The organism is Cupriavidus sp. C3SS-1, from assembly GCF_057073755.1.
Genome location: NZ_CP172699.1, coordinates 2,444,029 through 2,462,111, shown reverse-complemented (window position 1 = coordinate 2,462,111; position 18,083 = coordinate 2,444,029). Strand labels below are relative to the sequence as shown.

At 66.3% G+C, this 18,083-nt stretch carries 21 protein-coding genes and 1 riboswitch; of the genes, 9 read left to right on the top strand and 12 right to left on the bottom strand.

Going from position 1 to position 18,083, the window contains the following annotated elements; all coding sequences use genetic code 11:
• Positions 1-26: 26 nt before the first annotated feature.
• Positions 27-1,136 carry a bifunctional 3,4-dihydroxy-2-butanone-4-phosphate synthase/GTP cyclohydrolase II gene (gene ribBA / locus ACIGJC_RS11460; protein ID WP_483708914.1) on the bottom strand — a complete coding sequence of 370 codons (1,110 nt, stop codon included), beginning with the start codon at positions 1,134-1,136 and terminating at the stop codon, positions 27-29.
• A gap of 245 nt (positions 1,137-1,381) precedes the next feature.
• Complete coding sequence (locus tag ACIGJC_RS11455) at positions 1,382-2,434, bottom strand: methyl-accepting chemotaxis protein (protein WP_483708913.1); 1,053 nt, start codon at positions 2,432-2,434, stop codon at positions 1,382-1,384.
• A gap of 278 nt (positions 2,435-2,712) precedes the next feature.
• On the opposite strand from ACIGJC_RS11455, the gene ACIGJC_RS11450 reads away from it, so the two are divergent.
• The gene (locus ACIGJC_RS11450; RefSeq protein WP_483708911.1) at positions 2,713-3,549 is read left to right on the top strand and encodes an alpha/beta fold hydrolase; all 837 of its coding nucleotides are present in this window, start codon (positions 2,713-2,715) and stop codon (positions 3,547-3,549) included.
• A gap of 41 nt (positions 3,550-3,590) precedes the next feature.
• Here ACIGJC_RS11450 and ACIGJC_RS11445 read toward each other — a convergent pair whose 3' ends face one another.
• From ACIGJC_RS11445 to ACIGJC_RS11410, 8 genes are all read right to left on the bottom strand, one after another.
• Positions 3,591-4,211: a riboflavin synthase gene (locus ACIGJC_RS11445; protein WP_483708909.1), complete on the bottom strand. Its 621-nt coding sequence runs from the start codon at positions 4,209-4,211 to the stop codon at positions 3,591-3,593.
• Positions 4,212-4,300: 89 nt separating this feature from the next.
• Complete coding sequence (ribD, locus tag ACIGJC_RS11440) at positions 4,301-5,416, bottom strand: bifunctional diaminohydroxyphosphoribosylaminopyrimidine deaminase/5-amino-6-(5-phosphoribosylamino)uracil reductase RibD (RefSeq protein WP_483708908.1); 1,116 nt, start codon at positions 5,414-5,416, stop codon at positions 4,301-4,303.
• 47 nt (positions 5,417-5,463) lie between these two features.
• On the bottom strand, positions 5,464-6,018 hold the full coding sequence (locus ACIGJC_RS11435) for a GspH/FimT family pseudopilin (protein WP_483708907.1): 555 nt from the start codon (positions 6,016-6,018) through the stop codon (positions 5,464-5,466).
• Between the two features lies 1 nt (position 6,019).
• Positions 6,020-6,487 (bottom strand): prepilin-type N-terminal cleavage/methylation domain-containing protein, encoded by a 468-nt coding sequence (locus tag ACIGJC_RS11430; protein ID WP_483708905.1) that lies wholly within the window; start codon positions 6,485-6,487, stop codon positions 6,020-6,022.
• Positions 6,484-8,331 (bottom strand): pilus assembly protein, encoded by a 1,848-nt coding sequence (locus tag ACIGJC_RS11425; RefSeq protein WP_483708903.1) that lies wholly within the window; start codon positions 8,329-8,331, stop codon positions 6,484-6,486. Before ACIGJC_RS11425 ends, ACIGJC_RS11430 begins: the two co-directional genes overlap by 4 nt.
• 11 nt (positions 8,332-8,342) lie before the next feature.
• Entirely contained in the window at positions 8,343-8,924 is a 582-nt protein-coding gene (locus tag ACIGJC_RS11420) for a pilus assembly PilX family protein (protein WP_483708901.1), read from the bottom strand.
• An 8-nt stretch (positions 8,925-8,932) separates the two neighbouring features.
• Positions 8,933-9,859 (bottom strand): PilW family protein, encoded by a 927-nt coding sequence (locus ACIGJC_RS11415; protein ID WP_483708899.1) that lies wholly within the window; start codon positions 9,857-9,859, stop codon positions 8,933-8,935.
• Positions 9,856-10,227, bottom strand: coding sequence for a hypothetical protein (locus ACIGJC_RS11410; RefSeq protein ID WP_483708898.1), 372 nt, complete (start codon positions 10,225-10,227; stop codon positions 9,856-9,858). Before ACIGJC_RS11410 ends, ACIGJC_RS11415 begins: the two co-directional genes overlap by 4 nt.
• A 163-nt stretch (positions 10,228-10,390) precedes the next feature.
• Between ACIGJC_RS11410 and ACIGJC_RS11405 the strand changes: the two genes are divergently transcribed.
• Together ACIGJC_RS11405 and ACIGJC_RS11400 are read left to right on the top strand one after the other, a co-directional pair.
• The gene (locus ACIGJC_RS11405) at positions 10,391-10,633 is read left to right on the top strand and encodes a hypothetical protein (RefSeq protein WP_483708896.1); all 243 of its coding nucleotides are present in this window, start codon (positions 10,391-10,393) and stop codon (positions 10,631-10,633) included.
• A 207-nt stretch (positions 10,634-10,840) separates the two neighbouring features.
• Entirely contained in the window at positions 10,841-11,011 is a 171-nt protein-coding gene (locus tag ACIGJC_RS11400) for a hypothetical protein (protein WP_483708895.1), read from the top strand.
• A 10-nt stretch (positions 11,012-11,021) separates the two neighbouring features.
• On the opposite strand, the gene nrdR is transcribed toward ACIGJC_RS11400, so the two are convergent.
• Together nrdR and glyA are read right to left on the bottom strand one after the other, a co-directional pair.
• Positions 11,022-11,486: a transcriptional regulator NrdR gene (gene nrdR, locus ACIGJC_RS11395; RefSeq protein WP_483708893.1), complete on the bottom strand. Its 465-nt coding sequence runs from the start codon at positions 11,484-11,486 to the stop codon at positions 11,022-11,024.
• A 141-nt stretch (positions 11,487-11,627) separates the two neighbouring features.
• On the bottom strand, positions 11,628-12,875 hold the full coding sequence (gene glyA / locus ACIGJC_RS11390; RefSeq protein ID WP_483708891.1) for a serine hydroxymethyltransferase: 1,248 nt from the start codon (positions 12,873-12,875) through the stop codon (positions 11,628-11,630).
• A 126-nt stretch (positions 12,876-13,001) separates the two neighbouring features.
• Positions 13,002-13,103, bottom strand: a riboswitch (ZMP/ZTP riboswitch).
• Between the two features lie 155 nt (positions 13,104-13,258).
• Between glyA and ybgC the strand changes: the two genes are divergently transcribed.
• The 6 genes from ybgC (at position 13,259) to pal (ending at position 18,063) form a co-directional block, all read left to right on the top strand.
• A complete protein-coding gene (gene ybgC, locus ACIGJC_RS11385; protein WP_483708890.1) occupies positions 13,259-13,663 on the top strand; it encodes a tol-pal system-associated acyl-CoA thioesterase in 405 nt (134 codons plus the stop codon).
• On the top strand, positions 13,660-14,343 hold the full coding sequence (tolQ, locus tag ACIGJC_RS11380; RefSeq protein WP_483708889.1) for a protein TolQ: 684 nt from the start codon (positions 13,660-13,662) through the stop codon (positions 14,341-14,343). The genes ybgC and tolQ overlap by 4 nt, the downstream gene beginning before the upstream one ends.
• Positions 14,344-14,369: 26 nt before the next feature.
• Positions 14,370-14,807 carry a protein TolR gene (gene tolR / locus ACIGJC_RS11375; protein ID WP_483708888.1) on the top strand — a complete coding sequence of 146 codons (438 nt, stop codon included), beginning with the start codon at positions 14,370-14,372 and terminating at the stop codon, positions 14,805-14,807.
• 19 nt (positions 14,808-14,826) lie between these two features.
• Positions 14,827-15,963 carry a cell envelope integrity protein TolA gene (gene tolA, locus ACIGJC_RS11370; protein ID WP_483708887.1) on the top strand — a complete coding sequence of 379 codons (1,137 nt, stop codon included), beginning with the start codon at positions 14,827-14,829 and terminating at the stop codon, positions 15,961-15,963.
• A 199-nt stretch (positions 15,964-16,162) separates the two neighbouring features.
• On the top strand, positions 16,163-17,527 hold the full coding sequence (gene tolB, locus ACIGJC_RS11365; RefSeq protein ID WP_483708886.1) for a Tol-Pal system beta propeller repeat protein TolB: 1,365 nt from the start codon (positions 16,163-16,165) through the stop codon (positions 17,525-17,527).
• A gap of 23 nt (positions 17,528-17,550) precedes the next feature.
• A complete protein-coding gene (pal, locus tag ACIGJC_RS11360) occupies positions 17,551-18,063 on the top strand; it encodes a peptidoglycan-associated lipoprotein Pal (RefSeq protein WP_483708885.1) in 513 nt (170 codons plus the stop codon).
• Positions 18,064-18,083: the final 20 nt, after the last annotated feature.

Sequence of the window (18,083 nt, the reverse complement as noted above, 5' to 3'; positions counted from 1 at the left end):
AGGCGCGGCTGCCAGGGTATTCAGTCTCAGTCGGCCAGCCCGTTCATGGGCTGGTAGCCGGTCACTTCCAGGTCGTAGCCGGTCATGCTGGGCATGCGCTGCCGGGCCGCCAGCACGCGCATCTTGCCCACGCCCACATCTTTCAGGATCTGTGCGCCCATGCCGTAGGTGCGCAGGTCCGGCTTGCGGCGCGGACGGTTTTGCGGTTCGTCCAGCGCGGTGAACTGGGTGAACAGCTGTTCGGCCGAGTCGCCGCAGTTGAGCAGCACCATCACGCCGCTTTCGGCCTGGGCGATTGCCTCGAGGGCGGCCGGCATGCTCCACGAGTGGGTGGTGCGGGACACTTCCAGCAGGTCGAGCACGGACAGCGGCTCGTGCACACGCACCAGGGTTTCCTGCGTCGGCGTCGGCGTGCCCTTGACCAGCGCCAGGTGGGCGTTCCCGGTGGGCTTGTCGCGGTAGACGATGCTGTGGAAGGTACCGTAAGGCGTTTCCATCGACCGCTCGCCCACGCGCTCGACGATGCTTTCGGTGCGGCTGCGGTAGTGGATCAGGTCGGCGATGGTGCCGATCTTCAGGTCGTGTTCCTGCGCGAATTCGATCAGGTCCGGCAGGCGTGCCATGGTGCCGTCGTCCTTCATGATCTCGCAGATCACGGCGGCGGGCGTCAGGCCGGCCAGGGCGCCAAGGTCGCAACCGGCTTCGGTGTGGCCGGCGCGGATCAGCACGCCGCCGGGCTGGGCGGTCAGCGGGAAGATGTGTCCCGGCTGCACCAGGTCGGACGGCTTGGCGTCGCGCGCGACGGCGGCTTCGACGGTGCGGGAGCGGTCCGCCGCGGAAATGCCGGTGGTCACGCCTTCGGCGGCCTCGATCGATACCGTGAAATTGGTGCCGTGCTGGGTACCGTTGCGGCTGACCATCGGCTGCAGGTTCAGCTGGCGGCAGCGTTCGGCGGTCAGCGTCAGGCAGATCAGGCCGCGACCGTGTTTGGCCATGAAATTGATGGCCTCGGGTGTGACGAAATCGGCAGCCAGGACCAGATCGCCTTCATTCTCGCGGTCTTCTTCATCCACGAGGATGACCATGCGGCCGGCACGGATGTCGGCAATGATGTCTTCGGTACGGGCGATTGTCATGGCTGCTGGGCGGCAAAAAGGGGCGGAAAAGCGGCCAGCCGGCGGGCGGGCGGCTCAAACATGCGCGGACTGCTGCGAGGTGTGCGCCAGGCCGGCCATGGGGCGACAGCCAGGGGCTCGCATCGTCAAACCGGATATTGTACGCCAAGGCAGGCAATGCGGGAGCGTGCCCGTACCCAGGGGGCGGACAGCCGGGTGCCGGCGCGGCGCCTGAGGCACCGCGGCCGCGGATTGGCGCCTGCGCTTCAGTGGCGGGCAGGCTGCCCGTCGTCGTGGACGATCACGCCATACCACCCCATGCCCGGGTAGGTCTCGTAGCCCGGCGTACGGGCGAAAGCGATCAGCCGGCCGGCCTTGTCCGTATAGAAGCCGGACGGTGCGTTGCCATCCTGCAGCGGGAACACTTCATCGAGCACGCCGGCACCGTCCGAGGCGGCGATAACACGGCGCCCGGAATCCAGCAGCAGGCAACGGGTGCCACGCCATTCGTCCTGCGACAGCCGCACGTTTTTCACCACCGCGGCGGCCTGTGGCGCCCAGTCGAAGAAGATGGCCAGCACGCCGATCGGCTCGCCATCGGCCTTGCCGTCGGCGCGGATGGCGGTGGCATAGGTGGCCACTTCGGACTGGTTCAGGAAGCGCGACACGGCAACATCGTGCGCGATATAGTCCTGGCCCGACGCGGTGCCCATGGCGCGGCGGAACCAGTCCACCCCCGACACCATGCGCCCGGCCACGCCGCCGTAGGTGCCCGGGCGGCCGTTGGCCAGCACGCGGCCTTGTGCATCGATGACCCACAGGTCCAGGTAAACCGTGTAGCTGTCCAGGATAATGCCGAGCCGCTTGCTGGCCCAGGCGCAGGCCGCCACATCTGCCTGCGCGGCTGCGGCGACGATGGCCGCATCGGTGGCCCACCAGCGCACGTCGCACGAGCGCTCGTACAGGTTGCGGTCGATCAGTTCGATCATGTTCAGCGCCATGTCGGCGAGGCGCTGGCCCTGGTGATCGCGCATCTGCCGGATCATGGCATCGCCGAGCTGCGTGAGTTCGGCGATCGAGCCAGCAAGTTCGCTGTTGAGTTCCCCGGTGATGGCCGAGATGCGCTCGGACACCTGCTTGACCTGACTTGCCACCACACTGAAGCCGCGTCCGGCATCACCGGCACGCGCAGCCTCGATCAACGCATTCAGGGCGAGGAATTTCGTCTCGCGGTTGATCTCCGCAATGCCCGAGATCTTGTGGTCCGCTACGCGGCCGACATGGTGGGACAGTTCAACGATGCGGTTCGCGCTTGCCAATTCTTCTTCCTCCGGTTCATTGTTTTCGCGGGTGCCGGGGATAGGGGCCGTGCGCCCGGACTTGCATCCCGGTCTTAGCAAGGTTTGTGCCAATAATCGTGCACTTTCTGGTGCATGGAGGCTGGCGCTATGCGTTATAGGGTGCGTGGCGGGCTATAGTCTGTCTGTCTGTCTGTCTGTCTGTCTGTCTGTCTGTCTGTCTGTCGGCCGCGCCATCTGCTGCAAGCGCCGCGTGCCGACGCCACTCCAACAAGCAAGAAGAAGGGCGGAGAATGACAATGAAAGCACTCGTGGCAGCCCTGATCCTTGGTGCGGGAATTCCAGCCGGCGCGCAGGACGCCGTCGGGCTGGAGGAATCCGTCTCGACCGTGGCCCTGCAAGGTGGCTCAGAACTGAGCGTGGTGGTCAGCCAGCAACCCGGCAGCAAGCCGGCGGTGGCCGCACTGTTGTTCCCCGGCTATCCGGGCGTGCTGCGAGTCCAGAGCGATGCCGGCAAGCCGACCTATCAGCTGCGTGGAAATTTCCTTGTGCGTGCCCGCCGGCACCTGGTCAGCGACAGGATACTGACCGTCATGGTGGACTGCCCGAAGGCGCGCTGGGAGAACTGTGACGATGCTTACCGGATCTCTGACCAGTACGCGCAAGACATTGGCGCGGTGATCGACAAGGTCAAGGCCGACTACGGCGTGAGCAAGATCTACGTGGTCGGCACCAGCTATGGCACCGTGTCGAGCGCTTTCCTTGCGCTCAGGCTGGGCGGGCGCATTGATGGCGCCGTGCACACGGCCACCTTCACCGATCCGCGCATCGGCCGCCTGGCGCACGGCATGCCGATGCGCGACTTCAACTGGAGTGCTGTGACGGTGGACCAGCTCTTTGTCCATCACAAGGACGACCCGTGTCCGCTGACGCAGTACCGCAGCATTGTTGCGCGCAAAGGCAACGCGCCGCTCGTGACCGTGCAGGGCAGCAAGGGCGCGCGCGGCGAGCCGTGCGAAGCGTTCTCGGCACACGGCTTCGTCGGGCGCGAGCGGCCGGTGATGCTGGCGATTTCCGACTGGATCCTCGAGCGGAAGGTGCAAGAAGCGGTCGGCGCTGAGAACAGTGAGGATTAGATGCCGGAAAAAGGGGCGCTGAGCGCCCCCCGCCAGCAACCTTACTGTTCCGACGCCGATGCCGACAGCATCCGCTCCACATACCGCGCGATCAAATCGATCTCGAGGTTCACGCGGCTGCCCGGCTTGAGTTCCTGCAAGGTGGTGACTTCCACCGTGTGCGGAATCAGGTTGATCGAGAACACGCAGCCATCGGCCTCGTCGTTGACGCGATTGACGGTCAGCGACACGCCGTTGACCACGACAGAGCCCTTGTACGCCAGGTAGCGGCCCAGTTCCCGCGGGGCGCGCACGCGCAGTTCATGCGATTCGCCGACCGGGGCAAAGTGCACGACTTCGCCGAGGCCGTCGACGTGGCCCGAGACCAGGTGGCCGCCGAGCCGGTCCGCGAGTCGCAGCGCCTTTTCCAGGTTGACGCGGCCGGTGCGTTCCAGGCCGACGGTCTTGTCCAGCGACTCGCGCGAGACGTCCACGTCGAAGCTGTCGGCAGTCATGGCGATCACCGTCATGCATGCGCCCTGGATGGCGATGCTGTCGCCAATGACCACATCCGTGAGGTCCAGCCCGCCGGCGGCTACGTGCAGGCGCACGCCGGCATCGCCAGCGCCGAGCGGGGTGATGGTCTCGATGCGGCCGACGGCCGCCACAATGCCAGTAAACATGATGCGTTCTCGAAAGTTCGGGGTTTGGTATCCGGCGCGGCAGCTGCGCCGTCGGCAAATGTCAGGTTGTCAGGCGAAGTCAGGCGAAGTCAGGCGTCGTTGCGGCGCGCGATCAGGCGCAGGTCCTCGCCGATCTGGCGCACGTCGTGCCAGCGGAACGTCGCGGCATCCTGCAGCCGGGGCAGTGGCGGCAGGTTGAACATGCCCTGGGCGTCGCCGAGTAGCTTGGGCGCCAGGTAGATCAGCAATTCGTCGGCGCAATGCTCGCGGATCAGCGAGCCATTGAGTTTGAAGCCAGCTTCGACATGCAGTTCGTTGATGTCGCGCCGGCCCAGTTCTTCGATCATCTTGCGCAATTCAACCTTGCCGTGCGGATTCGGCAGTACCACCACCTCGGCGCCGCGGGCCTCGAGCGCCTGGCGTCGTTCGCGGTCGTCCACTGCGCAGAACACCAGCACCGGCTTGGCAAAGTCGCCGCTGTCCGGCGTCAGGATGCGCGCGTCAAGCGGCACTTCCAGGCGCGAGTCCACCAGCACGCGCTGTGGCTGGCGCGGCGTCGGGATGGCGCGCACGGTCATCTGCGGATTGTCGTCGCGTACCGTGCCGATGCCGGTCATGATGGCGCAAGCGCGCGCGCGCCAGGCGTGGCCGTCGTCCCGCGCAGCCTGCCCCGTGATCCACTGGCTGGTGCCGTCATGCAGGGCCGTGCCGCCGTCCATCGATGCCGCCACCTTGACCCGCACCCACGGCAGGCCGCGCGTCATGCGCGACACGAAGCCGATATTCAGGTCGCGCGCCTCCTTTTCCAGCAGTCCGCACCGCACGTCGATGCCGGCATCGCGCAGTCGTTGCAGGCCGCGGCCCGATACGGAGGGGTTGGGGTCTTCCATCGCCGCCACCACGCGCGCAATGCCGGCCCGCACCAGCGCGTCGGCGCAAGGGGGCGTGCGGCCGAAATGGCTGCACGGCTCCAGCGTCACGTAGGCGGTCGCGCCGGCCGGGTCGATGCCGCGCGTCTGCGCGTCTTTCAGCGCCTGGATCTCGGCATGGTCCTGGCCTGCTGGCTGGGTAAAGCCCTGCCCGATGATCTGTCCGTTCTTGCTCAGCACACAGCCGACGCGTGGATTTGGGGTGGTGGTGAACATGCCTCTCGCGGCGAGCGCGAGCGCTTGCTGCATGGCGGCGTGGTCGGAATCGGAAAACATTTGGCCGGTGACTCTTGTTCGCTGGGCGTTTGGTGTGCGTGCCGCTGTCAGGGCGGGGCGGGTTCGCCCGATGCCTCGCAGTCCTTGTCATGCCCAGGCGTGCAAAGGCGGATGCGTCCTTGCGCTCCCATGCGAACCTGGCGCTGCTCGCCGCGGCAGCTGAGCGTGAAAGTGGCGGCCTGAAAACCGCCCTGCTCAGACCGAGAGTATCCCACAGCTGCGAATCGCAGGACGTTGCTGGCGCGCGTGGTCTGGCGCAGGGCGATGGACAGGCACGGCGCATCGAGCTGGACGACCGACAGGACGGCCTCCTGCCCCGATCGTCGGAGCTCGCTTGTGGTCGTCAGCTGCCACCCGGGGTCCAGCGCGAGGTGACCGTCGAGCGGCTGCAAGGCGACTTCCACCCGTCTAGCCATGGCCGCGCTGCGCGCCAGGGCGAGCGACGCGGCCAGCCGGTCGGCGGCAATCGTCACCTGCTGGCGGGCCATCAGGACGGCGGCGGCGTGATAAGTGAATGCCCCCACCGCCGCAATGACTGCCAGGCAAACCAGCAGTTCAGCAAGGATGATGCCTTTTTGACGGAAAAGTGCTGATTCGAGCATATCAACAGTCCGATCCCGATTGGGCGGCTTGCGTCGTGTCCTCCGGTAGGTTCAGTCGCTGACCTGTGCTGCGCAGGATGAGCACGCCGCAGCGATGGTCCGGCACCACCGGCGTCGCCCGGATTTCGACGCAGGCATCCAGGCTGGCTTGCGGGCAGGCTGCAGCCGTGAGGAGGTGGCGGGGACGGGGGCCGGGCGGCACTGGCCGGGGCCAGTTCCCGGCGGCGATGTCACTCCCCGGCTGCCGGGCGAATGTCGTGGCCGCCATCGCGTGCTGCTCAAGCTCCAGCATCGCCGCGACCAGTTCCGCGCGCGCCTGCGCGCGCCAGCCGCGAGCAAGGTACTGGTCCCATGTCGGTACGGCAATGGCTGCAAGGATCGCCACGATGGCGAGCGTGATCAATAGCTCGACAAGGCTGAAAGCCCGTTGCGCCGAGGTTTTGTGCTCCGGGGCAAGTGCGGGCTTCATGGAGCCTCCTGCTGAATGGGCGCCATGATCTCCCGCCAGCTGATGCGGCCCGTTCGGCGCGTTGCGACGGTTGTGGACAGCGGCCGGGCGGAAGACCGGTCCACCGACCACAGCGTGACGGTGTGAGCTTGCGCGCCACTGGTGCCAGCGGACTGGCGCGGGCCCGGTCGAGGGGTACTCGTCAGGACGAAGTCGCCTTCAGGGGCGCTGGCCTGTCCGGTCACGTATGCCTGCAGAGGCCCGCCTTCCCGGGTACGGCCCGCGGATTCGCCTGTCGACGCCAGCACAAGGTAGGCCCGCTGAAGACCGTCGGCGGCACGGGTCGTGAAGTGGAGATAGCCGGGAAACACGTCACTCAGCACCTCAAGCTTTTCCCCGGCATTCGGCAGCGTCAGCTGCCAGCCGGCCTGGCCGCTCGTGCCGGCCTGGCTTTGGGACGCGCGCAGCAGGAATCCTCCGTTCGCGGGCTCGGCCACGATGCGGGTCGGGATTCCGCCCGGTCGGGCCGGGATGGCCACGATGTCGCTGCCCTGGCCATATACGATAAGCCCAGACGTGGACCCGCCCAGCAGCAACGGAGGCTCCGCGTGGTCCGTCCTGATCGTCACCGGCAGCCTGTGCCGGCAACTCGGGGTTCCCGGCCTGGGACGTCGCGTGGCATCGGCCAACGGGAAGTGCCAGAGCTGGCCACTGTCGTCGGTGGCATAGATGGCCAGCGTCCCGCCGGTCATGTCGCTCAGGACGCTGACGCCCGCAAGTGCCGACGTCACGGGTGCGCCGGTGCAATCGCGTTCGGGCAGCGGCCAGGTCAGCGCGGAATCCCCGGCGGCCCGTTCCAGCGGTATGAGGGCCAGGCCCGGACGGGATGCCGGGCTGTCGGCGCGCGCTTCGACGGTCGTGACGGCGAACCACCGGAGCCCTTCGTCCCCGGCAAAGGCCGCGGCGCGAACGGGCCCACGGGCGGAAAGCGGCAAGGCAGCCGTTGCCGTCATTTCCCACAGAAGAGCGATTGGCGCGAGGTCCGTTGGCGCGGTGATATCCAGCGCGAATATGCCGGGCGCGCTATCGCTATCACCTTGGGTGGTGACCGGGATGGCGCACAGCAGTACGGTGCGCCATTCCCGATGGATCATGACGTCGGCGGCCTCCGGGCGTGGGCAGGGTACGGGTGCGAGCGCAGCCTTCGGGTCGGCCAGGGCGACCGCCTGCGACAGCAAGGTCCGCGGCAGGTAGGCGACAAATTCCTCGCCGTCGATGGCATTGAATCCATGCAGCCACGCGTCCGTGGTGCCAAGCCAGACCATGTGTGGCCGCGTGCGATATCGCTCCCGGAACGCGGCATGGCCGGCCTTGCCGGGTTGCCATGCCGGCGGGGGAACTACGAGAACGCGTGCACCGCGGGCGTTGGCCATGCGGGTCTCGCGCGGACGCAAGGCGGCGTTGGTGCGCTCGCCGCGCAGCCACGCCAGCTTGTCCTGTCCGGATACGCCGTTTCCCGAGTCCGGTGCCGCCGCTGGCTGGCTTGCCACATCGAGTGCGGACCACTGCAGCGGTACCAGGCGTTCCGAATCCGGGCCGGTTGGGGCGATTGAGGTGTAAAGACGCCGGGAAGCCACCGGGTTCGCGTCGAGCAATGCGCCGGCCTCCCAGAGCGCGAGGGGTGCCGTATCTGTGGCCGACTGCTCGGGGCTCCATCCGATCGCGTACAGGCGGCCGGTCCAGGGGAAATTGCCGCCCTGGGGCAGATATGCCAGTGGGAGGTTGCCGGCGGGGACGTCCACAGTCGTGCCGGCCCATGCTGCCCAGGACAGCGGCAGGATCCAGGCCAGGACGAAGGTGATCATGCTTTGCGGGCTCATGGTTGGATCACGCTCTGGACCACGGCCGTCGTATCCCGGCTCCGGCCAAAGCCGATTGCCGTGATGCGGAAGCGCGGGGCGGCCGGCGGCAGGCCATATCCGCGGGAGGCTGCTATGTCGCCGATCATCTCGGCGACATAGCGCGGCGCGACGGATGTACCGGCAATGCCCTCCGGCAACCTTGGCATGGCATTGCCGGTGAACGTGCCGAACGGCACGCCGACATCATCAATGGGCCCCGTGCCCGACAGCCACGCTTGCCATACGGGCATGTTATCGGGGGCCGGAACGCAGACCCCGGCCTGCCTGCCTGTGCCGCAAGTCCCGCTTGCCGGAAGCGGATCGAGTCGGCCGGACGGGCCGCTGCCCGCGGCTGCAGTCAACAGGTCCGCCTCGCCATCCAGCAGCGCCACTTCGGCAGCCCGGAAGGCGATTTCGCGATCGAGCTGCAAGGTGGCGAGCTGGCGGGTGGAGAGCAGGAACTGCAGCACGGCGGCGGTGGTGAAAACCGCGAGCAGCAGGAGCGTCGCGGCGAACAGCAGCGTCGCGCCGCCATGCGTCCTGCGGATGCGGGCCATGGGCGGGGCTAGCACAATGTCTCCTGGCAGAGCGGGATGTTTCGCAAGCGGATTGTCGTGGCGAAGATCCGCCACGTGTGCCGGCTATCTGCAGGGAGCCTGTCGACAAGGTCGGCCATGGCATTGTCGACGCGAGCAGCAGTAGTCTGCATGCCGGCCGGTGTGGCGCCGCGCCGTGTCAACCGGAAGGCCAGCGCTACCTGCACTGCCACCACACGGTGCCATGCGTCTTCACCCATGGCGTTGACCTGGTCCGCACGCAGGAACGTGTCGGGTTGCCTGCCGTCGCGCTTGTCCATGCCGTAACGAATCTGCATCGACTCCACGCCTCGCACCATCGCGCCGGATGTCCAGCCGCTGCCGTCGATGCGCCCGTTGCGGCGCGCCGGGTAACGGCATAGCAATTGGGGCTCGCCGTCGCTGGCGGTGGCCGCGTAGACGAGATTCGCCGCAACGTAGTTCGCATCGGCGGAAGCGTCCAGGTTCCGTGCGGCAACGGCATGGCCGCTGCAGTCGATCATCGTCTGGTCGGGCATCGTGGCTTCGCGCGCGTGGCTGCTGCCGCTGAAGCGGACCAGCAGCGCGTCACTGCCTGCAATACCGGGTTTGGCGCAGCCTGGTATGGCTGCTATCGATGGCTGGCCGCAATCGTCCGCACCGCTGATTGCGGGCTGGGCCGGCGCCTTGGCTGCCGGATCGGGACGCCAGCCGCCTTGTCGGATCAGCAGGGAAAGAATACTCAGTGCGCGCTGTCCGCGTTCCTCCAGCAGGACCCGCTCCGCGGTGGCGAGATAGGCTGCGCGGCATAGCAGGAACGCAGTGCCGGCAACGGCTGTGACCACCAGCCCGAGCGCCAGGCCGACCATCATCTCCGTCAGCGTGAAGCCATTCGCTGGCAGATTGCGGAAATGGCCACGTGCAAGGCGGGATCTCATGGCTGCATCCACAGAGCGATGCCGCGCAACGTGGCCGCCGCACCCGGCTCTCCAGTCCCCAGTCTGGCAATAGCCAGCTTGCCGCCAACCGGGCAAGCGGGTTGCCCCGTGTCTTGAAGCAGGGAACAGCCTTCGGCCGAGACCGGATCGGACCGGTTCATGGGCGCAACGCCCAGCTCCTCGATCTCCGTGAATTCTCCGGCGGCTCGCATTGCATGCGCGAGTTGCTCATGGCCGCGCAGCCGCGCCAGTGCTGCGGTCCCCCCGCTGGCCAGGGGGATCAGGCCGACGCTGACGATCAGCAGGGCGCAGAGCGACTCGGCCAGGGCATGGCCGTAAAAATGGACAGAACGAAAGCAAGGCTGCATGGCAGGCGGAGATGGTGGCGGTGAGGCCATCAACGTAACGTGCTACAGGTCGCCGATCCGTGGGCAAACGTAGCGAGACTGGCAAATTTGGTTGCGCGACGAAGGCGTTGCATGAAATGGGCAGCGGGCAGCGGCAACGCGCTCGGCAGTCCGGAATTGGTGTATGGCACCAATCTCACCATCCAGGCGGCTTACGCGGCGCGTCGCGACGCTGTACACGCTCACCGGCAATATGGTGGACTACACCAGGCAGAAGGGTTGGCGTATCGACCTGCTGACGCAGGGCGAGCGCGTGGTCGTGAAGCCGAAGGTGGATGCGGAGCACCCGGTGATCACGAGGCTGACGCCGTCCACGGACGAGTGCCCGGCAGGATCAGTTCCAACCTGCTGGACTTTTCCGCACTGAATGGCTCGGCATTGAGCTACTCGGTGCCCGGCGTCAACAGCGACGGCAAGATCGATGCCTCGGACAAGGTGACTGGCACCAACGACAAGGTTCTTGTCGTATCGGGCGTGTCCCGCCAAGGCAATTTCGGCTCGACCATCTTCCCGGGCGTTGGTGGTGGTGGAGGGGGAGGCAACCACCTGAAGGTTGCCAGCGCGACGACCCGCGATGTCATCAGCGATTGCCAACTCGCTGACTGCAAATGGCTATGTCCTGCAAGCCGTTCCCGTGGATGCCGCAGATGCCTGCGGCACCTGCACGCTGGACCAGGCCGGCACGCGCCTGAATACCGTCGGCGCGAACCCGGCGGCGTATCTGCAGAACCGCCGGGAACGCTGAGCGTGTGGCGCTAGCGCTTGCTGTTTCCTGCCGTTACCTCGGCCAGCACATCGGAAAACTCGGCGACGTCCTCGAAACTCCGGTACACCGAAGCAAAGCGTATATAGGCGATCTTGTCGAGCTTGCGCAGTTCGCGCATGACGAGTTCACCGACCTGGCTGCTCGGAATTTCCTTCTCGCCGAGCGCCAGCAGCTTTTCTTCAATGCGGGTGATGGCTTCGTCGATGGCTTCGGCGGAGACCGGGCGCTTGCGCAGCGCCAGGCGCATCGAATCCTTCAGCTTGGCGCGGCTGTAGTCCACGCGCGAGCCGTTCTTCTTGACGATGGCCGGGAAGAACAGTTCGATCCGTTCGTAGGTGGTGAAGCGGCGGTCGCAGGCTTCGCAGCGTCGGCGCCGGCGCACGGCGTCGCCGTCTTCCGACATGCGCGTGTCGAGCACCTGGGTATTGGAATGTCCGCAAAAGGGGCATTTCATGCCTGACCACCTTCAGAGTAAAGCCCCGTCGCCTTGGTATCTTGTCCTTCTGCGGCAACCGGGCGGGTTGGCGAGGCCCGCAAGCGGCACGATGGCGCGCCCGCGGGGCTGCCGGCCGCCCTCGCGGGCGGCCTTGCGTCATCAGCCGTAGACCGGGAAACGCTTGGTCAGTGCCGACACCTGCTCGCGCACGCTGGCGATGTTGCCGGCGTCGTGCGGGTTGTCCAGCACGTCGGCGATCAGGTTGCCGACAATGCGCGCTTCTTCTTCCTTGAAGCCGCGCGTGGTCATGGCCGGCGAGCCAACGCGGATACCCGAGGTCACGAACGGCTTTTCCGGATCGTTCGGGATGGCGTTCTTGTTCACGGTCAGGTGCGCTTCGCCCAGGATGCGCTCGGCTTCCTTGCCGGTGATGTTCTTGGCGCGCAGGTCGACCAGCATCACGTGGCTTTCGGTACGGCCCGAGACAATGCGCAGGCCGCGCGCGATCAGCGTTTCGGCCAGCACGGCGGCGTTCTTGACCACCTGTTCCTGGTAAGCCTTGAATTCCGGCGTCAGCGCTTCCTTGAACGCCACGGCCTTGCCGGCGATCACGTGCATCAGCGGACCGCCCTGGATGCCCGGGAAGATCGACGAGTTGATGGCCTTCTCATGCTCGGCCTTCATCAGGATCACACCGCCGCGCGGGCCGCGCAGGCTCTTGTGCGTGGTGGTGGTGACGAAGTCGGCGTGCGGCACCGGGTTCGGGTAGACGCCCGCGGCGATCAGGCCGGCGTAGTGGGCCATGTCGACCATGAAATAGGCACCGATCGCCTTGGCGACCTTGCTAATGCGCTCGAAGTCGATGCGCAGCGCGAAAGCGGAGGCGCCGGCGATGATCAGCTTCGGCTTCTTTTCGTGGGCGAGCTTTTCCAGCGCGTCGTAGTCGATGTCTTCCTGTGCGTTCAGGCCGTAGCTGACCACGTTGAACCACTTGCCGCTCATGTTCAGGGCCATGCCGTGGGTCAGGTGGCCGCCTTCGGCCAGGCTCATGCCCATGATGGTGTCGCCCGGCTTCAGCACGGCGAAGTACACGCCCTGGTTGGCCTGCGAACCCGAATTCGGCTGCACGTTGGCGGCTTCGGCGCCGAACAGTTCCTTCACGCGGTCGATGGCGAGCTGTTCGACGATGTCGACGTACTCGCAGCCACCGTAGTAACGCTTGCCGGGATAGCCCTCGGCGTACTTGTTGGTCAGTTGCGAGCCCTGCGCGGCCATCACGGCCGGCGAGGTGTAGTTTTCTGAGGCGATCAGCTCGATGTGGTCTTCCTGGCGCTGGTTTTCCTTCTGGATAGCGGCAAAGACCTCGGGGTCGATCTGGTCGATCGTATAGCGGCTGCGTTCGAACATGGCGAAACTCGTCTGAAAAAAGGGAATCCGATTACTGCATCGGGGTAGGGCGCGCGGGGAAAGCGATTGGCGGCCGGCACCGGCGGAACCCAACGAACCGTCGGCGCAGGGCGCACCCTGCTTCCCATTCGCTGCCCAGGCGAGCGGCAGGCGCTTGAAACTTCACGCCAGAGAACTTGCGCTTCCTCGTGGTAGTACCCACTGACATCGCCAGTCGCGCAAGATGGAATGGTTGGGCGCAGTGTAGCGTGAGGCGGGGATTTGCCGCAAGCCGCGCCCCATGGCCCGTAACGCCGCGCCCGGCGCGGCCCGCAACTTGCTGTTGCAAACTCGTCCTGCGGGTTAACACCGAAGCTGTCTCGCTGTCCGTTACAATCCCGGCCATGACAAACTTTGCCTGGACCCTGCGGGTGTACTGGGAAGACACCGACGCCGGCGGCGTAGTGTTCTACGCCAACTATCTCAAGTTCTTCGAGCGCGCCCGGACCGAGTGGTTGCGCTCGCTTGGCATCGAACAGCAGGCGCTGGCCGATGAGGCCGGCGTGGTCTTTATCGTCCGCAGCACGGCAGTGGACTACAATGCGCCCGCCCGGCTCGACGACCAGCTTGAGATCCGCACGCGCATTGAACGTGTAGGGCCGGCCTCGGTGCAGTTCGCGCAAGAGGCCTGGCGCGCCGAGACTTTGCTCGCCAGCGGCCAGATTCGCGTTGGCTGTGTCGATCGAAGCACTTTCCGTCCGTCTCCCATTCCCGCCCCTGTCCTGGCAACCATCAAGACCGCCCGATGAATCCCGTGACCGTCACGCAAGACCTGTCGATCATTACGCTGGTGCTGCACGCCAGCCTGCTCGCCCAGGCCGTCATGGCGCTGCTGCTCGTCATGTCGCTGTTCTCTTGGACATATATCTTCCGCAAGCACCTGGCGCTGCGCTCGGCGCGCACGCAGACGGAAGGTTTCGAGCGCGACTTCTGGGCCGGCGGCGACCTGCAGGCGCTCTATAACAGTGCGGCGAACAACCGGCACAACACCGGCGCGCTCGAGCGGATCTTCGAATCGGGCATGGGCGAGTTCCTCAAGGCACGCGAGCGCGGTAATGAAGCGAGCGCGCTGCTCGACGCCGCCCGCCGCGCCATGCGCGCGGCCTATCAGCGCGAAATGGACGTACTGGAATCGCACCTGCCGTTCCTGGCCTCGGTCGGCTCGGTCAGCCCCTACATCGGCCTGTTCGGTACCGTGTGGGGGATCATGAACGCGTTCCGCGGCCTGTCGAATGTGCAGCAGGCGACGCTGGCATCGGTGGCGCCCGGCATTGCCGAAGCGCTGGTGGCCACCGCCATCGGCCTGTTCGCGGCGATTCCGGCCGTGATTGCCTACAACCGGTACGCCACCGAGATCGATCGGCTGGCGATCCGGTTCGAAAGCTTCATGGAAGAATTCCTGAACATCCTGCAGCGGCAGACCCGCTGACCGACTGAACGACCAGGAGCCCAGCAATGGCAGCCATTCAGCGCCGCGGCGGATCCCGCCGCCGGGCCAGCGCCGAGATCAACGTCGTACCGTATATCGACGTGATGCTCGTGCTGCTGGTCATCTTCATGGTGGCGGCACCGATCGTCAGCCCCGCCGTCGTCGACCTGCCCACCGTGGCCAACGCCACGCCGCAACAGAAGGCGCCGCCGATTGTCGTGACCGTGCACGAGGACGGTGCGCTGACGGCGAGCGGAAAAGACAACGCCGGCAATTCGTTCGAGCGCAAGCTCGACAAGAACGGCTTGCTCGATTTCGTCCACCAGCGCCAGAACGAGAACCCGGACCAGCCGGTGGTGATCGCCGCGGACCGCTCGGTCAAGTACGAGTCCGTACTCGATGTCATGTCCGTGCTCAAGGCCGACGGCATCAAGCGTGTCGGCCTGATGGTGAAGTCCAAGTAGAACGCGCCCGCTGCGTGAAATGCCTGTCCGAATGCCGCGCCCCATGACGACCGCTGCCGCCATTCCTTACCAGCCGGTGAAGGAGCGCGGAACCCTGCGTTCCTTCCTGCTCGCGCTCTTCATGCACCTGCTGCTCGGCATCGTGCTGTACTACGGCGTGCATTGGCAGAGCAGCACCCCGGTCGGCTCCGAAGCGGAGCTCTGGGACGAGATTCCCGCCACCCCCGCACCGCCGCCCGCGCCACCGGCACCACCTGAGCCGGTGGTCCAGCCGCGCCCGGTGCCGCCGGCGCCCGAAGTGAAGAGCAAGGTCGAGGAAGACGCCGATATCGCGCTCGAACGCCAGAAGCGCCGCGCCGCCGAGCAGGCCGCGCGCGAAGAGACTGCGCGCAAGGACGCCGCCCGCAAGGAAGCCGAGCGCAAAGAGGCGGAGCGCAAGGAAGCCGAGCGCCAGGAGGCGCAACGCAAGGACGACGCCAGGAAAAAGGCCGCCCAGCAGGAGCAGCAGCACCGCGAGCAAGCCGAGCGCGAACGTGAACGCGAGCGCAAGGAAGCCGATGCCAAGGCCAGGGCGAAGGCCGATGCCGAGGCGAAGGCCAAGGCCGACGCGCAAGCCAAGGCGAAGGCTGAGGCGGATGCCCGGGCCAAGGCCGAAGCTAAAGCCGAAGCCAAGGCGAAGGCGGAAGCGGATGCCAAGGCGAAAGCCGAATCGCAAGCGAAGGCCAAGGCGGACGCCGATGCCAAGGCCAAGCGCGAAGCCGCGGCCAACGCGCAACGCAAGGGCGAACTGGCGCGTCTGCAGGCCATGGCCGGTGGCGGCGCCGGTGGCCAGGGCGGTGGCGGCGTGGGCAGTTCTGCCGGTGCGGGCGCCGGCGGCGGTGGCAAGGCCTCGCCGGGCTATGCCGATCGGGTGCGCCGCAAGGTCAAGCCAAACATCGTGTTCACCGAAGACGTGCCGGGCAACCCGACCGCCGTGGTATCCGTGCAACTGGCGCCGGACGGATCGCTGATGTCGGCGCGGCTGAGCAAGTCCAGCGGCAATTCGGCCTGGGACAACGCCGTGCTGCGCGCCGTCGAGCGCTCGGACCCGCTGCCGCGCGACGAGAACGGCAAGGCGCCTGCGAGCTTCACCATCACTTTCCGTCCTAAGGATTAAGTGACGCAGGCACCATGACTTGCAACATAATGCAACCTTCATTAACCGGTGCCAGTCCCACCGCTACCATGACAGGTTGCCTGAGGCGGCCGGCAGCGTGCCATGCGCGCGCGGAACGGATATGCGCCATGCGCATCGACGCCTGTTCTGCTGTCTGCCTGCCGTGCCCGACGAAACCTGAAATCGACTGAGGAGCAGCATGCGAAAGCTTTGGGCCCCCAACTGGCTGTCCGCGAAGCGGCACCAAGCAAACCAGGCCGCAAACCGGGCGGCGAACCGGCTCATCGGCCGCCATGCGCTGATGGTCTGGCTGGCCGCCGCGCTGGCCATGTCCGCCGGTGCCGCACAAGCACAACTGAACGTAGAGATCTCCGGGGTCGGCTCGAGCCAGTTCCCGGTCGCCACGGCTAATTTCCAGGGCGAGGCGCAGGCCCCGCAGAACCTGACCGCGATCATCCGCAGTGACCTGTCGCGCAGCGGCCGTTTCCGCAACGTCGACCCCGGCGGCGCCACGGTGGCCGAGTCGGCCAACGTCGATCTCGGCAGCTGGAAGAGCCGCGGCGCCGATGCCTTCGTCGCCGGCAGCGTGACCCCGTCCGGAAACGGACAGTACGAAGTGCGCTTCCGCCTGTACGACACCGTCAAGGGCCAGAGCCTGGGCGGCCTGGCGTTCAACGTCAACCAGGGCCAGCTACGCGTGACGGCCCACAAGATCGCCGACTACATCTACGAGAAGCTGCTGGGCGAGCGCGGCGTGTTTGCCACGCGCCTGTCCTACGTGTCGCGCGTCGGCGGCCGCTACCAACTGCTGATCTCGGACTCGGATGGCCAGAATTCGCAGGTCGCGCTGACCAGCAACGAGCCGATCATCTCGCCGTCGTGGTCGCCGGATGGCCGTCGCGTGGCTTACGTCTCGTTCGAGAGGAAGAAGCCGGTGGTGTACGTGCACGATCTGTCCACCGGCAAGCGCACCATGGTGTCCGACCAGAAGGGGAACAATAGCGCGCCGTCGTGGTCGCCGGACGGTCAGCGCCTGGCCGTGGCCTTGTCGAAGGACGGCAACACCCAGATCTACATGATCAATGCGGACGGCTCCGGCCTGCGCCGCCTGACCCGCAGCAGCGCGATCGATACCGAGCCGCAGTTTGCGCCGGACGGCAAGAGCATCTATTTCACCAGCGACCGCGGCGGTGCTCCGCAGATCTATCGCATGCCGGCGGGTGGCGAAGAGGCGGGCGGCGCGCAACGCGTGACCTTCAAGGGCAGCTACAACGTCAGTCCGCGGATTTCGTCGGACGGCAAGTACCTGGCGTACATCACGCGCTCGGGTGGCTTCAAGCTGCAACTGCAGGACCTGACCAACGGCGACGTCACCTCGCTGACCGATACGTCGAATGACGAGGCGCCAAGCTTTGCCGCCAATGGCAAGTACATCCTTTACGCCACGCGCGTGGGCGGCCGCTCGGTGCTGGCTGCGGTATCCACTGACGGGCGTACCCGGCAGGTTCTGTCTCTCCAGTCCGGCGATGTCCGCGAGCCGTCCTGGGGTCCTTTCATGCAATAACGCAATCACAGGAGTCTCTCGCCATGTCCCAACTGATGACCAAAACCCTTGCCGTTGCCGCCCTGCTGGCCCTGGGTGCCTGCAGCTCCGGCGTGAAGCTGGACGATGCCGCCAATGCCGGCGCCAACAAGGGTGGCACCGGTGCCGATGCCCGCACCGTCCAGCCCGTTGACGTTTCGCGCGATCCGCTGAACGATCCGAATAGCCCGCTGGCCAAGCGCAGCGTGTACTTCGATTTCGACAGCTACAGCGTCAAGCAGGACTACCAGGGCATGCTGGGCGATCACGCCAAGTACCTGAGCGCCAACAAGGGCCGCAAGATCCTGATCCAGGGCAACACTGACGAGCGCGGCACCAGCGAGTACAACCTGGCGCTGGGCCAGAAGCGTGCCGAGGCCGTGCGCCGTTCGCTGGCGACCATGGGCGTGCCCGACAACCAGATGGAAGCCGTGAGCCTGGGCAAGGAAAAGCCGAAGGCAACCGGCCACGACGAGGCTGCCTGGGCTGAGAACCGCCGCGCCGACATCAACTACTGATCTGATCCGCGTACAGGCCA

What these genes read in the sequence shown, in the direction of transcription:
- ACIGJC_RS11415 (WP_483708899.1), bottom strand. Translation starts at nt 9,859, where the DNA reads ATGAGATCCCGCCTTGCACGTGGCCATTTCCGCAATCTGCCAGCGAAT.
- ACIGJC_RS11445 (WP_483708909.1), bottom strand. Translation starts at nt 4,211, where the DNA reads ATGTTTACTGGCATTGTGGCGGCCGTCGGCCGCATCGAGACCATCACC.
- ACIGJC_RS11400 (WP_483708895.1), top strand. Translation starts at nt 10,841, where the DNA reads ATGTCATCAGCGATTGCCAACTCGCTGACTGCAAATGGCTATGTCCTG.
- ribBA (WP_483708914.1), bottom strand. Translation starts at nt 1,136, where the DNA reads ATGACAATCGCCCGTACCGAAGACATCATTGCCGACATCCGTGCCGGC.
- tolR (WP_483708888.1), top strand. Translation starts at nt 14,370, where the DNA reads ATGGCAGCCATTCAGCGCCGCGGCGGATCCCGCCGCCGGGCCAGCGCC.
- tolQ (WP_483708889.1), top strand. Translation starts at nt 13,660, where the DNA reads ATGAATCCCGTGACCGTCACGCAAGACCTGTCGATCATTACGCTGGTG.
- pal (WP_483708885.1), top strand. Translation starts at nt 17,551, where the DNA reads ATGTCCCAACTGATGACCAAAACCCTTGCCGTTGCCGCCCTGCTGGCC.
- ybgC (WP_483708890.1), top strand. Translation starts at nt 13,259, where the DNA reads ATGACAAACTTTGCCTGGACCCTGCGGGTGTACTGGGAAGACACCGAC.
- ACIGJC_RS11420 (WP_483708901.1), bottom strand. Translation starts at nt 8,924, where the DNA reads ATGGCCCGCATCCGCAGGACGCATGGCGGCGCGACGCTGCTGTTCGCC.
- nrdR (WP_483708893.1), bottom strand. Translation starts at nt 11,486, where the DNA reads ATGAAATGCCCCTTTTGCGGACATTCCAATACCCAGGTGCTCGACACG.
- ACIGJC_RS11410 (WP_483708898.1), bottom strand. Translation starts at nt 10,227, where the DNA reads ATGCAGCCTTGCTTTCGTTCTGTCCATTTTTACGGCCATGCCCTGGCC.
- ACIGJC_RS11450 (WP_483708911.1), top strand. Translation starts at nt 2,713, where the DNA reads ATGAAAGCACTCGTGGCAGCCCTGATCCTTGGTGCGGGAATTCCAGCC.
- ACIGJC_RS11430 (WP_483708905.1), bottom strand. Translation starts at nt 6,487, where the DNA reads ATGAAGCCCGCACTTGCCCCGGAGCACAAAACCTCGGCGCAACGGGCT.
- ACIGJC_RS11435 (WP_483708907.1), bottom strand. Translation starts at nt 6,018, where the DNA reads ATGCTCGAATCAGCACTTTTCCGTCAAAAAGGCATCATCCTTGCTGAA.
- tolA (WP_483708887.1), top strand. Translation starts at nt 14,827, where the DNA reads ATGCCTGTCCGAATGCCGCGCCCCATGACGACCGCTGCCGCCATTCCT.
- tolB (WP_483708886.1), top strand. Translation starts at nt 16,163, where the DNA reads ATGCGAAAGCTTTGGGCCCCCAACTGGCTGTCCGCGAAGCGGCACCAA.
- ribD (WP_483708908.1), bottom strand. Translation starts at nt 5,416, where the DNA reads ATGTTTTCCGATTCCGACCACGCCGCCATGCAGCAAGCGCTCGCGCTC.
- ACIGJC_RS11405 (WP_483708896.1), top strand. Translation starts at nt 10,391, where the DNA reads ATGGCACCAATCTCACCATCCAGGCGGCTTACGCGGCGCGTCGCGACG.
- ACIGJC_RS11425 (WP_483708903.1), bottom strand. Translation starts at nt 8,331, where the DNA reads ATGATCACCTTCGTCCTGGCCTGGATCCTGCCGCTGTCCTGGGCAGCA.
- glyA (WP_483708891.1), bottom strand. Translation starts at nt 12,875, where the DNA reads ATGTTCGAACGCAGCCGCTATACGATCGACCAGATCGACCCCGAGGTC.